The following is a 14,022-nucleotide window of genomic DNA, read 5'->3' on the forward strand; positions in this document are numbered from 1 at the left end:
TGGTATTAAATTGCAATTCATCAAAATCCCTATTAGGGATTGAAACCTATCCACTTGGTTAGTATATTTGTACCTAATTGCAATTCATCAAAATCCCTATTAGGGATTGAAACGAATAGCAATTAGGCAATCTGTCGCAGGGCTTCCAAATTGCAATTCATCAAAATCCCTATTAGGGATTGAAACATACTGAAGAGTCGTTGGTGAGAGCTTAAGCTTACATTGCAATTCATCAAAATCCCTATTAGGGATTGAAACGAAGCGACGGGTATCGTCGCAGCTAATATCTGCGCATTGCAATTCATCAAAATCCCTATTAGGGATTGAAACCTAAACCTAAATATCCTAAGCCGACACCAGCCGCAATTGCAATTCATCAAAATCCCTATTAGGGATTGAAACACAAAAATGTAACAATGACCTTAAGTTGAACGAAATTGCAATTCATCAAAATCCCTATTAGGGATTGAAACACCTTGGGGCAGATCGTCCTAGTCAGTTAAAACCAGATTGCAATTCATCAAAATCCCTATTAGGGATTGAAACTACCATTGAAATCCATTCGCGCTTCCTTTGCGCTTCCATTGCAATTCATCAAAATCCCTATTAGGGATTGAAACCTCTCAATGCTAGAGATGGCACTGAGCAGCAAGGGATTGCAATTCATCAAAATCCCTATTAGGGATTGAAACTATGACACCGATAGCCCAAAAGATGCGCTTCAAATTGCAATTCATCAAAATCCCTATTAGGGATTGAAACGTCAGCATCAAAAGCTCCGATGATCGCATCTCGCATTGCAATTCATCAAAATCCCTATTAGGGATTGAAACTAGCACATGGATTTCCGGGTCCTGCTTTGCATCAAAGAATTGCAATTCATCAAAATCCCTATTAGGGATTGAAACATTTCCTGGGGGACATAAGAACCTTGCCAAAATTGCAATTCATCAAAATCCCTATTAGGGATTGAAACGAAATGATGGTACAAACTTTTTTTAAACTAAAAATATTGCAATTCATCAAAATCCCTATTAGGGATTGAAACAAATAATAACAAAAACACCACTGTCGATAAACGGATTGCAATTCATCAAAATCCCTATTAGGGATTGAAACTTGATGTCAAGCAGATCGCGCACATCCAAAGAGAATTGCAATTCATCAAAATCCCTATTAGGGATTGAAACAATTATGGGAAGTTGCTATCCGCGCACAAGTTGCCGAATTGCAATTCATCAAAATCCCTATTAGGGATTGAAACACAAAGTTGCTTCTAGAACGTAAAAGTCATCCTAAATTGCAATTCATCAAAATCCCTATTAGGGATTGAAACATTCGCACTGATAATTGGCTATCTGGCGCGACATCATTGCAATTCATCAAAATCCCTATTAGGGATTGAAACAAGGGCGCGGTTAGCATTATCGCGCTTGGTTTCGAATTGCAATTCATCAAAATCCCTATTAGGGATTGAAACCATACCACCAAGCGCGTGACAGCAATCGGGTATTTTGGATTGCAATTCATCAAAATCCCTATTAGGGATTGAAACATCAAAAATTGCTAATAACATCAGTAATATCGCATCAGATTGCAATTCATCAAAATCCCTATTAGGGATTGAAACAATTGTTAGCCTTAAGCTAGTAATAAATCCACTATAATTGCAATTCATCAAAATCCCTATTAGGGATTGAAACCAAAGTCAGCGTTTTGCAAGTTGTCGTCAGAATGCTATTGCAATTCATCAAAATCCCTATTAGGGATTGAAACGTAGCCATGGTAATTTGCAAGTTGTATTACCTTCTCTATTGCAATTCATCAAAATCCCTATTAGGGATTGAAACGCAGCATTGGAGAGGCTAGCTACACGCGCACGTTGAATTGCAATTCATCAAAATCCCTATTAGGGATTGAAACACTTTACTTGCTCTTACATACCTAAAAGAGATAATTGCAATTCATCAAAATCCCTATTAGGGATTGAAACCAGTACAGACATATTTACAAAAATGTTGGGGAGAATTGCAATTCATCAAAATCCCTATTAGGGATTGAAACCGACAGTACACTCCATATTCTTGGTGATTTCGTAATTGCAATTCATCAAAATCCCTATTAGGGATTGAAACACCAACTGCTTACCTTCCATAAGTTAAATGTAGGATTGCAATTCATCAAAATCCCTATTAGGGATTGAAACTTGTTTCTGCGGGGATGGCAAGTTCAGCAGCTTGGGCACATTGCAATTCATCAAAATCCCTATTAGGGATTGAAACAGATGAAGACTTTTGTATAAGATAACTATCACAGAAAATTGCAATTCATCAAAATCCCTATTAGGGATTGAAACTGCGCGGTGGCTTAATTCCGCGTACTGATGAGTAAAAAATTGCAATTCATCAAAATCCCTATTAGGGATTGAAACGCAGTAGTTGAATCGACTCCTGAATTCTAAATTCTGAATTCTACTGTATAGGTGTTCGTTATTTACTGAACACCTGAAGAATTTAGTTAAGCTTCAGTAATATCTTTGTTAAACCATCGCCTAACCGCTCAATAGATTCTTGCTGTTTAGGATCTTTTAACGTGCCATCAGCATTAAAAGCTTCATAAGCTTTGGGTACTGCTATTTGATCGGGAAGTACCAAAACTTTGATGTTTCCCAAAATAGAGCGCAGGTGAACCAATCCCCGCAAACCACCAAGAGCGCCTGGGGAAGCGCTCATAATACTAGCAACCTTCCCTGCAAAAGCAGCCAATGGTGCTTCATTTGGGGCTGGACGAGATGCCCAGTCAATGGCGTTCTTCAAAACTGCTGTGAGTGAACTGTTATATTCCGGCGAAGCAATCAGCACTCCTTGATGAGAAATCATCAAGTCTTTAAAAGTGCGGGCGTTGGCTGGTAGTCCTTCTTGAGCTTCCAAGTCTTCATCAAACAGAGGTAAAGGCAAATCGCGGAGGTCTAGATAAGTCACTTCTGCGCCAGCTGCCTTAGCGCCAGCCGCCGCGATTTTTACCAATTTTTTGTTGTAAGAATCTATCCGCGTGCTGCCAGCAAAGGCGAGGATTTTCGGTGTAGGTGCCATAATTCTAGGTTGAATGGGAATAATTAACCTGTTCAGCTGCATTATCCTGTTTTCAGGCGATCGCTATTTGCTACCTTTAGATTTTCTTTACAAACTTTCTCGTTATGGCGAATTGGTCAGATTCTTATCTCGGTAAGTTACGACAAATTGTAGGCGATCGCCTACTTCTGATGTTTGGCGCACGCGTGATTATCGAGGATACCTCGGGGCGCGTTTTATTGCAAAAGCGAAGTGATTTCAAAATTTGGGGGCTACCTGGCGGCTGTCCAGAGATAGGCGAATCTGCCGAAGAATGTTCAGCACGAGAAGTTTTTGAGGAAACTGGTTTAACGGTTAAGCGTTTTGCAGCTGTGGGGTTTTCTTCTAACCCAGCCTTTGAAACTGTAACTTATCCCAATGGCGATCGCGTCCAAACCTTTATTTTGATTTTGCGAGCCGTTGAATGGTCAGGTAGCCTCGCTTGCTTAGATGGAGAATCGCTGGCGCTGGAATTCTTTGATTTGACTGACTTACCTACATTAATGCCAAACGATCGCCCCGTTTTGGAAAAATTTCAAGAATACAAAAAAAGCGGCGAATTTCAATTGTTCTAAAGCATTTTTTCTAAGAACTGCTTGGCGCGATCGCATTTAGGATTTTGGAAAAACTCGCTAGGAGTAGTATCTTCTGCTAAACTTCCCTGGTCGAGGAACATAATCCGATTGGCAACTTCTTTTGCAAAGCCCATTTCATGAGTGACGATCGCCATTGTCATCCCAGATAGCGCTAAATCTTTCATCACTTCCAGCACATCCTTAACCATTTCTGGATCTAGTGCAGAGGTGGGTTCATCAAACAAAATCATCTCAGGTTCCATTGCTAATGCCCGCGCGATCGCTACTCGCTGTTTCTGTCCCCCCGATAGTTTGGATGGATAGACAGACACTTTTTCTTCTAAACCTACCTTAGCAAGCAATTCTAAGCCATGTTGTTCTGCTTTTTGCTTGTTTACTCCTTTTACCTTTATCGGTGCGTAGGTGACATTTTCCAGCACATTCATGTGGGGAAACAAATTAAAATGTTGAAATACCATCACCAAATGCTGGCGCACCTTTGCGATGTTTGCCTTGGGATTAGTAATTTCTTGCTCGTTAAAGTAGATTCTGCCTCTGGTGGGTTGTTCTAGCAAGTTTATGCATCGCAGAAAGGTAGACTTCCCTGAACCAGAAGGGCCTAGTATCGCAACTACTTCCCCCTGATAAAACTCAGTGGAAATATCTTTGAGTACGTCAAGCTTACCAAAGGATTTACACAAGAGTTCCGTGCGAATTACTACATTATTCACTTTGTCGTAACCTCCTTTCTAAAGCCGACGCACTTAAAGTCATACCCATTACCAAAACATAGTAGATTAACCCTGCAAATAGCAGTGGTTCAAAATAAATATACTTATTTGCACCAACGATTTGAGCGCTGCGTAATATTTCCACCACCCCAATTGTTGACACCAGCGCGGAATCTTTAAGCAATCCGATAGTTTCATTTACCAATGCGGGGAGAATATTCTTCAATGCTTGGGGCAAAATCACATCCCACATCATCAACCAATAGGGAACACCCATAGACATCGCCGCTTCACTTTGTCCTTTATCCACCGCCTGAATTCCACCTCTAATGGTTTCCGACATATAAGCGCCAGAATTCAAAGTAAAAGTTAGCACCCCAGCCTGCAATGCTGAAATGTCATAACCTGTAAGTTGGGGTGTTGCGTAGTAAACCAACGCCAATTGTAATAGCAAAGGTGTGCCTCGAAAAACGGAGGTGTAGGCATTAGCAACCCAGGTAAGCGGTTTGATGCCGAGAATTTTTAATAGAGATAGGATTGTTCCCCAGATTAACCCCAAGGATACAGATAATAGCGTGAACAACAAAGTTAAAGGGATTCCCCGAAGAATAAAGGGAATGTCGGGAAGAATTCTGGTGAAGTCGAGATTCAATCCGCCTTTGGCAGGAGTTGAGGATGCAGGATTGGCGGTAGTATTCTGTGAAAACCACTTGGCTACAAGTTTATTCAACGTGCCATTGTCCTTCATTTGTTGAAGAACTCTGTTAAACGGTTCTACAAAAGAAGAACCTTTAGGAAAAGCGATCGCAGATCCACTTGCTTCTTCTGAGGGAATAACATTAAATTCTAAATCTGGGTTAGCTTGGGCAAATCCCTTAGCGACAGTATCCTCAACAATTGCTGCATCAATTCGTCCAGATTTGATTTCTTGAACTACTTCCGGCACTCTGTTGAGTTGCTTTAGTTGAATACCCGTAACTTTTTTAGCAATTTTCTCGGCATTTTGTTCTTGTATTGTTCCCAGTTGTACCCCAACCTTTTTGCCTGATAAATCTTGCGGCTGTTTCAGATTGCTACCTTTAGGAGCGACAATTGTATCTTTGGCTTCGTAATAAATAACTGAAAAATCAATATTTTTCTGACGTTCTGGAGTCGGAGTCATCCCAGCCATGACAAAATCAGCGCGATTTGCTTGGAGTGCAGGAATTAATCCATTAAAATCGGATTCCATTATTTGAAGTTTGAACCCTAATTTTTCAGCAAGGGTTTTGGCAATATCTATATCAAAGCCAACGATTTGGCGATCGCCTCCTTTCGTATCATAAAACTCATAAGGCGGATAATCTGGGGAAGTAATCATCGTCAGGGTGTCTTTCCCTAAAGGTGAAGCAGCTTTTAGAGAATTACTATGTCCGATGATGATGCTGATTACTACTGCTACAACTACTATTGTTGATAGCCATACTTTCTTTTTATTCATGAACTTGATAATTATATAATTTCAATTCTGCACTTTAAATGTGTAAAATCTTGGGGAATTGAGGGTGAAATTTAAACGCAGAGGAGTGCGGAGGGAAGCGCAGAGGTACGCGGAGAATTTTCAACAATTATTGGAATGTTGTAATTATGGACTGTTAAATTCTTATTTTGGTCGCTTCCAGCAGCTTGACACTGGCATATATAGCATCAATATAAGGTGTGGGAATTTGAGTAAGTTTTCCCAATTCTGCCACCGCGCCAACAATTGCGTCTATCTCCGTAGTGCGTCCGGCTTCAATATCTTGTAGCATTGAGGTTTTATGGGAACCAACGTTTTCTGCGCCATTAATTCGCTGTTCTAAAGTGATGCCAAACTTTATACCCAAGTTTTCTGCGATCGCTTGAGTTTCACTCATCATTTGCCGCGCTAGTTCGCGGGTGAGGGGATAACGGCAAATATCCTCTAGAGTCGCACCAGTTAAGGCACTGATGGGATTAAACGCTACATTTCCCCACAACTTAATCCAAATTTCCGTGCGAATTTGATTGCGAATTGGTGCTTTGAATCCTGCCTGTTTGAGAGTCTGTGCTAATAATTGGATGCGATCGCTTTTACTACCGTCGATTTCACCAAGAGTAAAGCGATCGCCTTCAATATGTTTAATTACACCTGGTTCAATTATCTCAGTTGCCGGATAAACCACACAACCGATGACACGTTCAGCACCGATACTAGCTTCAATAATCCCATCTGGATCAACAGATTGAATCCTTGTACCTTCATACTCACCACCATACTTGCGAAAGTACCACCAAGGAACGCCATTTTGGGCTGTCACCACCATTGTATGAGGATTGTAGAGTGCTGGGAGAAAAGGTGCGATCGCAGCTACACTGTGAGCCTTAACAGTTAAAATTACTACATCTTGTGGCCCCGCTGACTGGATATCACTAGTTGCCATCGGAGTAGCAATTTGGCTGGAACCGTCTGCCATGAGTAACTTCAGCCCATTTTTTTGAATTGCTTCCAAATGAGAACCACGCGCAATCAGCGTCACTGCTTCACCTGCAAGTGCCAGTTTTGCCCCTAAATATCCACCAATCGCACCCGCGCCAACAATACAGATTTTCATTTTGTCAAAAGAAATATTAAGTTGTGGAAGACGGTATCCAGTCGTTTGCAATCTAGACCGAATACCTTGGACTAGCTTACCTTCAACATCAACCTGTGAATATAACAGTACCCATCGGTGAAACGTTAAGATAAAGCACTTTTTGTCAATCAATTAAAATACTCAAAATAGTTTTTGTGATAATGATAATTGTGTGTGGGGATAGACCGTACAATGTAGGAAAAGTGGGAAAGGTAGGATGTTTTACTGTTTTTGTTGATTTTCTTATTGCTTATTGTTAGCCTATTATTGAACTGATATTAAGATTAGCAAATATGAAGACAATAGAAATTAAAAATTTGCAAGCACCAGAAATTGAGGAACTTGATGATTTGGAAGTAGCGGCAATTGTAGGCGGCGCTCTCATTGAAGGACAAGTAAAATGGTTTAATGAGTCCAAAGGATTTGGCTTCATTACACCTTCAGACGGATCTAAAGATGTTTTCGTTCATTTTTCAGCTATTCAAGGCAATGGTATTAAAACGCTAGCTGAGGGTCAAAATGTTCAATTTGAGATTACTAGTGGTTCAAAAGGGCCGGCTGCTGTAAATGTTACGGCTCTATAAGACTTGAAATAAACACAAGTTTGAAATCTGCTTAGTAACTAAGCCATGACTGAAAATTAGCTGTATCTCCATCGGCGAGAGGTTAGAATGATTGTACTTTTGTCAAGAGGGTGCAGAAAAAGGAGACAAATCCAGCTTTGACACTGGCTTTAGCAGCGCTTTGACGACTCCTAAATCTTGATTTTCTTTTGCAGCGAAGTACTTAGGGACTTCCAGTTAAAAAAATATCCCATTATAGGGGCGCAAGGCCTTGCGCCCCTACAAATATGCAAATAATTTGGGATAATTTATTTTCTGCAAGTCCCTTAATAGGGTCATCCGCCTTAGCTTTGTCATAGGCGACACTAAAATGGTACAAACCACGAAAAATCATCTCCAAACCGATATTGATTAACCCTCAAACAACTACGCTTTGCATTGCTTCTAATAGGTCTTGATGAACAGATTTTGAGGCAGCTACGATCAATCCAGGCAGACTATAGTTTTTACAAGTATGCAATGGCGGTAAAGTCGAACCGTCCAGAGTAGTCACAATCCAGCCAGCCTCTTTTGCAATAAAAGCGAGTGCAGCACTATCAAGAAATTTGCCCGATTTGATAACTGCTCCACTCAAGTCGCCACTGAGAATACCATTAAGATTGGGAATTTGAATATCACTAGAGTAATCAGCCGCTATATCGATTACTTTATATCGATCTTTTAAGAAATGTGCGATGGAATTCATTCCCCATCCCAATAAAATAGAAGGTTTGGCGGATGTTATATCTAACGGGGCACAGGCTTCTAAACTCATCTCCAGCGTCCCTTTAAAAGCACCTTCACCTCGAAGCGCGTAAAAATAAATGTTTTGGGCAGGAGAAATGGCAATTACTGCTTCAAACTCATCCGCATTTAGAATACTGAGAATAATTTGGTAATTAGAATGTCCATCCATATAAAACTTCGTGCCATCAATCGGGTCAAGTGTTACTAAGTAATCACCTTCTGAACCGAGGTCGGTAGCACGAAAATATTTGGTATTATTAGAACTTTCATATTCTTCACCATAAAAGCGAATATCTGGGAAAGTTCCTAGTAATACTACTTCTACTAAATTTTGAATAGCCACATCCGCATCAGTAAGTGCAGCACTAAAAAAGTTGTTTGCTTGTTCTTTGGCGGGAAGTGCAGCAATTTTTGGTTGCAGAAAATTAGCATAAGCTGCTGCTACTTTGAGATGGGGGAGTAAAGTCTCTAAAATTAATCGGGTAGTTGGTGTTGTGGACATTGCAGCAAACTCCTTTTAGAAATAATCTACCGTCCGCAGGGCGATAGAATTCTATATCTAGACAAAATTACGGTATCATTTGGATGCAATGATACCACCGTTGCTATATTACTTTAATCTGTGTGTCTCAAAGAGCCTATAGAGAGATTGCAAGTTTTCTCATGAATTTAAGGGTTTAAAACCGAACGTCAGCACTTAGTAGAGCATTTCATTAATTCATAGCAAATTAAATTTGGCAATACCCTACAATGCCAATGCGTCGGCTTGCATTGTGAATGCATTGGCTTGCATTAAAAACGCTACGCTTTTACGCAAAACTGTACTTAGCTAAAGTTATACCATTTTGAAAAATGATTGCGACAGATGGATTCACATCAAGCCAGACGCACCAAGGCAATTCCCAATCCAAAATCTAAAATCCAAAATCTAAAATGGTATTACCCTACAAAAAGCAAGCTACAATCGGGCTTTAAATTCCCATTTGCAACTCTCTTTTCTACAAGACGCTACGCATAGCTTGCTTTCCTGTAAGGGTATAATTTTGAATTTTTATTGGATGGTTTTAGGAAACTTTTTCGAGCTTCTTCTGAGTAAATTTGGATAGATTATGGGGTTTGAGTAATGAAGGTGCGCCAACAAGAGTCCCAAGAATGAGTAGGCTAAGGATAGAAGTAGGTTCAGGGACAGTAATTATGGTTGCAGAAAAACTAATAGGTAACTCACTATCTTCTAATCCTAAATTTTCAAAATCTGGTATGATTGGCGGCGCAGAAAAAACCTCTAAATAACCTGGTGTCGGCAAAAAACTCGCGAAAAATGGACTAGAATAGTTTCCTCCCAAAGTGGAGTACCCAAAACCATCACCTGTTAACTGCTGAGTATTAAGACTAATTAAATTATCAACATTAAAAGGTTCGTTTCCTGGTATTGGAGTCCCGGCGGGTTGCAGACCAGTAATTGTTTCATCATTTCGCGTACCAGTAATTCTAGTAATTAAGTAAAAACCCAAATCGTTAGGGGTGTCATTAGTGGTGAAAGTACCGTTCGCCGCTATGCCAGTACCAGAATAATTCCAATTCCAACTTAAAGCAGAAGCGGCTGGCATTGTCCCGAAAACTAATCCAGATGTGGTGGCGAGGGCTATGGCAGATAGAGCTAGATTTTTCATGGAAGTCGTGACTGCGATCGTTCCCGTGTATTATACGGAAATTAACAAAGATCGTATTATCAATCTTGCCTATATAATTTAGCAGCGATGCCTACGGCGGGCTACGCCTACGCATAGCCATACCAAAGCAGCATCAACATTGCTAACCTGTTCCCCTGGCGGTATAGCTGGACGATTTACCATCACAACCTTCACGCCCAGTTCTCGCGCGGCAATAATCTTAGGCTTTGTGGCATCGCCACCGCTATTTTTACTGACGATGGTATCAATGTTATTCTCAATCAGAATTTGTCTCTCATTATTGAGCGTAAAAGGCCCGCGATCGCACAATACCATTCCCGGCGGTACTAAAGCATCATCGCCAGGAGGGTCAATCATCCGCATCAAAAACCAAATTTTCTCCAAATGAGCAAAGGCGGCGAGTTCTTGCCTTCCAACTGTCAAAAATACCCGCTGTGACTGATTTTGCAGGGTTGTTGCTGCGGCTGCAACATTATCAACTTCAATCCAGCGATCGCCACTTTCTTTTTCCCAAGGCGGACGGATTAACATCAGACGGGGTACTCCAACTTTCGTTGCCGCATCTGCTGCATTGAAGGAAATCTGACTAGCGAAAGGATGGGTTGCATCAATTAATAAGTCGATTTCCATGACTCGCAGATAGCTAGCCAATCCAGCCACACCCCCGAAGCCTCCAACCCGTAAATCGCCCAGCGGTACTGACGGTTCACGGGTGCGGCCAGCAAGAGAAGTTATTACTTCTAACCCTTGGATAGTCGTAACTTTGGCAGCTAGTTCTGCTGCATCACCCGTCCCACCCAGAATCAAAACACGCATCATTAAAAAGGAGTCAGAATTCAGAATTCAGGATTCAGAATACTCTACCCATAAACGGATAGGTTCAAGGAAGAATATTTGAATTTATTTTTGCCCACGACGAAAGAGGTTTTAATCTATCCCCAAACTCTCGCGGACTCGCTTTGCTTGGGGACTTCCAAATAAAAAAATATTCAATTATTGATTGTGGGGTGGGCATCTTGCCATTGGTGTCAACTTAAGCCGAAAACTATATCGGACAGGCGTTTTACAAATCCCTCACGCCCTCATCCCCTAACCCCTTCTCCCTTGGGAGAAGGGGAATTGAATGTCTAGCTCCCCTCTCTCTTGGGGAGAGGGGCTGGGGGTGAGGGCAAAACCTTCTCACCAAGCGGGTTTAGCGTTAAGTTGACACCAATGCCACCCCACAAGATTGGATAATTTATTTCTTGGAGTTCCCTTGGCTCTATCAGCTATTAGTACAGAAAACTTTGCTGTTAGCGGATAGCTAAGGTTTAGCCCATTCTGACTTCTGAGTTCTTCTTCATAAAGGTGGAATCTTTGCCAAAATGCCCTTTTTCATTGCTTCTGGACGCTCTGACCAAGGCAGCAAACCATCTGCTTTAGCATAGTATTGACTAGCACATTCCAGTACCGCAGAGGCACTACCATCAACGGCTAAATCACCAAATAAATATGTTAATTTGCCTTTGGCACTAAAGGCAACTACACAAGAACGATTACAAGCACTCATACATTCAACTTCCTGAATCGGGAATTCATCTCGTAACTCCCAATCTTGTGCCAGCTGCTGAAGTTGGTGTAGAAGCTTTTCACCACCACTTTCACCTAAACGTTTTCCATTTTGCCAAACACTGGCACAGGTTTTGCAAACAAATAAAGTATGTTCAGCAACACCCAAAGGACTGGCTGGGGAAATATTTATAGTCGTAGTCATCTGTACCTCGCAGATATGTGAAACTAATAAATCTATTTCGGCGGGCATCCTGACTCACTCAACTTGAGATTTTCCTTAATCTCAAATTGGTTCACAGTTGCGGGACAGCGCCGGATTTGCACCGAACTTTCCCCGTTACCTCTGGTAGCTGACTCCCACCAGAACCGAATAACCTTATCGATCGTACACTAGGGTTATCGGAAAATACGAAACAATAAGCTGCCAACTATCAAACTGGACGACAACCAGACAAAATACTGTGCATATTCACGACTTGTCCAATAACTGCGATCGCAGGGGCACTAAATCCAGTTTCCTCTACCTGTTTGACAATTGTTTCCAATGTCCCAATCAATTCTTCTTGTTCTGGGCGCGTACCCCAGCGCACTAAAGCAATGGGCGTTTGTAAATTCAACCCAGCAGTACTTAATTCTTCCACAATATAAGGCAAATTGTGAATTCCCATATAAATTACAATGGTTTCGGAACCGTGAGCGATCGCACTCCAATTCACAATCGGTCTATACTTACCCGCCGCTTCATGACCAGTTACAAATGTCACTGATGAACTATACAGCCGATGAGTCAAAGGAATACCCGAATATGCTGCTGCTGCAATCCCCGATGTGATACCTGGGACTACTTCCGTTGATATTCCAGCTTTGACTAATTCTTCCATCTCTTCGCCACCGCGACCAAAAATAAACGGATCGCCACCCTTGAGTCGCACTACAATTGCATTATCCTGCGCTTTATCAATCAGCAATTGAGTTGTTTCTGACTGCAACAACGAATGTCTCCCCGCACGTTTACCAGCATTAATTTGCTCGGCTTGGGGATTAATCATTGCCAAAATGGCCGGACTCACCAAGGCATCATAGATAACTACATCTGCACATTCCAACAAACCTTTTGCCTTCAGGGTAATTAGTCCTGGATCTCCTGGCCCCGCACCTACTAAATAAACCTTTCCCAAATACTTGTTCTCCTGTTTTTCTGTGCGGTTCATCTATCTATCTGTTAAATCCCAAATTAGCTCGGCTAATTCTGCACTTGCTCCCAGTGGCTCTGCCAATTGGAAATTCACCGCAGAAAATTGTAATTTTAGCTCTTCTATTGAGGTGGCGATCGCATCGGTTATTCCACCAGCGAATAAAAAGTATGGCAAAATTGCAATTTCCCGATAACCAGCAGTTACTAACTCTTTCACTCGTGATTCTAAACTAGGAGGCCCAGCCCAATAAGCAGTCACGGCTCCCAAACTCGCCGCCATTGCTTCCACACTTACTTGCGAACCTGGGCGACTGCTACCATGAGCTAAGAGAATCCATGCTTCTGCTTTGATAGCAGCTATTTGCTTTGCCAACAATTTCTCTAAATTAGGGTGAGAACCTAAATATGGTTGCAACTCAATGATAGTATCTTGACCAGCAGCCTGTTGTGCGAGTGCTACTTCGGCAGGAATATCTGTCATCACATGCACTCCCGGCAGCAAAAATAGCGGTACAATTTTGAGGCGATTTTCGTTTTGAGACTGTATGCAATCGCCAAAAGCGCTCTTAGCAAATTGTTGAATCTGCTCGTGTAAAGGTTGAGGACTCATTTCTAAAGCAGCGATGCCAACCAAATGTTCGCTTGACAATTTCTGACATACCAGCCTAGCTAGTTGCTGCATAGCAATTTCTGGGCGGCGATCGCGACTTCCATGAGACAATAGCAAATAGGCAGATGACATCGGCAAAGCTTCAACTTTCAGTTACTATATCTTACTTAAGATTCAGCCGGGGTTCATAAGTACTCTGGTAATTATTGAAACTATTATCAATTACTAAACAGAATTAGGGGTTGCATATTTGCGGGATGATTTTACTATTTTTGTGGGATGGGCAACATGAGCGTCCCTTGTATTTACGGGCGGGCAGGATGCCCACCCCACAAGAATCATCCCTTAATTCAGCAACGCCCAGAATTATTCTTAATCACTTTTACAGCGGAATTCAAGTTGTAAAGTACACAACTATAGCGCTTCTCGTTCGGATGCAATACACTTTGACCTCTCTCCTTTTAGGAGAGAGGCTTTGAATTTTACTCCCCAACGCTAGAAGGGAAGGGGCTGGGGGTTAGGTCTGTATTCTATGCAACTGAGAACCGCTATATTCGTTTCAAAACCGGGTATAAAG

At 41.6% G+C, this 14,022-nt stretch carries 12 protein-coding genes, 1 CRISPR repeat array and 1 riboswitch (1 of these 14 running past the window's edge); of the genes, 2 read left to right on the plus strand and 10 right to left on the minus strand.

Annotation, left to right across the window (positions count from 1 at the left end; all coding sequences use genetic code 11):
- A CRISPR array of direct repeats spans window positions 1–2,431; the repeat unit is 37 nt; unit sequence ATTGCAATTCATCAAAATCCCTATTAGGGATTGAAAC (it extends 61 nt beyond the left edge of the window).
- An 82-nt stretch (window positions 2,432–2,513) separates the two neighbouring features.
- Complete coding sequence (locus V7K44_RS19850) at window positions 2,514–3,092, minus strand: NADPH-dependent FMN reductase (protein ID WP_334933610.1); 579 nt, start codon at window positions 3,090–3,092, stop codon at window positions 2,514–2,516.
- Between the two features lie 104 nt (window positions 3,093–3,196).
- Between V7K44_RS19850 and V7K44_RS19855 the strand changes: the two genes are divergently transcribed.
- Complete coding sequence (locus tag V7K44_RS19855) at window positions 3,197–3,685, plus strand: NUDIX hydrolase (protein ID WP_334933611.1); 489 nt, start codon at window positions 3,197–3,199, stop codon at window positions 3,683–3,685.
- On the opposite strand, the gene V7K44_RS19860 is transcribed toward V7K44_RS19855, so the two are convergent.
- From V7K44_RS19860 to V7K44_RS19870, 3 genes are all read right to left on the minus strand, one after another.
- On the minus strand, window positions 3,682–4,416 hold the full coding sequence (locus V7K44_RS19860) for an amino acid ABC transporter ATP-binding protein (RefSeq protein WP_334933612.1): 735 nt from the start codon (window positions 4,414–4,416) through the stop codon (window positions 3,682–3,684). The genes V7K44_RS19855 and V7K44_RS19860 overlap by 4 nt on opposite strands.
- The gene (locus V7K44_RS19865; RefSeq protein ID WP_334933613.1) at window positions 4,409–5,896 is read right to left on the minus strand and encodes an ABC transporter permease subunit; all 1,488 of its coding nucleotides are present in this window, start codon (window positions 5,894–5,896) and stop codon (window positions 4,409–4,411) included. The genes V7K44_RS19860 and V7K44_RS19865 overlap by 8 nt, the downstream gene beginning before the upstream one ends.
- A gap of 154 nt (window positions 5,897–6,050) precedes the next feature.
- Window positions 6,051–7,181 carry a 2-dehydropantoate 2-reductase gene (locus V7K44_RS19870; RefSeq protein WP_334933614.1) on the minus strand — a complete coding sequence of 377 codons (1,131 nt, stop codon included), beginning with the start codon at window positions 7,179–7,181 and terminating at the stop codon, window positions 6,051–6,053.
- 161 nt (window positions 7,182–7,342) lie between these two features.
- Here V7K44_RS19870 and cspC point away from each other — a divergent pair, with 161 nt between their 5' ends.
- On the plus strand, window positions 7,343–7,633 hold the full coding sequence (gene cspC, locus V7K44_RS19875) for a cold shock-like protein CspC (RefSeq protein ID WP_442940703.1): 291 nt from the start codon (window positions 7,343–7,345) through the stop codon (window positions 7,631–7,633).
- Window positions 7,634–8,030: 397 nt separating this feature from the next.
- On the opposite strand, the gene V7K44_RS19880 is transcribed toward cspC, so the two are convergent.
- The 6 genes from V7K44_RS19880 to V7K44_RS19905 all read right to left on the minus strand — a co-directional run bounded on the left by V7K44_RS19880 (window position 8,031) and on the right by V7K44_RS19905 (window position 13,577).
- Window positions 8,031–8,900 carry an inositol monophosphatase family protein gene (locus V7K44_RS19880; protein WP_334933615.1) on the minus strand — a complete coding sequence of 290 codons (870 nt, stop codon included), beginning with the start codon at window positions 8,898–8,900 and terminating at the stop codon, window positions 8,031–8,033.
- A gap of 562 nt (window positions 8,901–9,462) precedes the next feature.
- Complete coding sequence (locus V7K44_RS19885; protein ID WP_334933616.1) at window positions 9,463–10,068, minus strand: PEP-CTERM sorting domain-containing protein; 606 nt, start codon at window positions 10,066–10,068, stop codon at window positions 9,463–9,465.
- A gap of 78 nt (window positions 10,069–10,146) precedes the next feature.
- Window positions 10,147–10,905, minus strand: coding sequence for a cobalt-precorrin-6A reductase (locus V7K44_RS19890; protein ID WP_334933635.1), 759 nt, complete (start codon window positions 10,903–10,905; stop codon window positions 10,147–10,149).
- A 523-nt stretch (window positions 10,906–11,428) separates the two neighbouring features.
- Window positions 11,429–11,842: a DUF1636 family protein gene (locus tag V7K44_RS19895; protein ID WP_334933617.1), complete on the minus strand. Its 414-nt coding sequence runs from the start codon at window positions 11,840–11,842 to the stop codon at window positions 11,429–11,431.
- Window positions 11,843–11,864: 22 nt separating this feature from the next.
- A riboswitch (cobalamin riboswitch) is annotated at window positions 11,865–12,026 on the minus strand.
- A 45-nt stretch (window positions 12,027–12,071) separates the two neighbouring features.
- Window positions 12,072–12,851 carry a uroporphyrinogen-III C-methyltransferase gene (gene cobA, locus V7K44_RS19900; protein ID WP_334933618.1) on the minus strand — a complete coding sequence of 260 codons (780 nt, stop codon included), beginning with the start codon at window positions 12,849–12,851 and terminating at the stop codon, window positions 12,072–12,074.
- Complete coding sequence (locus V7K44_RS19905; protein WP_334933619.1) at window positions 12,852–13,577, minus strand: sirohydrochlorin chelatase; 726 nt, start codon at window positions 13,575–13,577, stop codon at window positions 12,852–12,854.
- Between the last annotated feature and the right edge of the window lie 445 nt (window positions 13,578–14,022).

The sequence above is a fragment of the Nostoc sp. genome, from assembly GCF_036917235.1.
Classification (GTDB): Bacteria; Cyanobacteriota; Cyanobacteriia; order Cyanobacteriales; family Nostocaceae; genus Nostoc.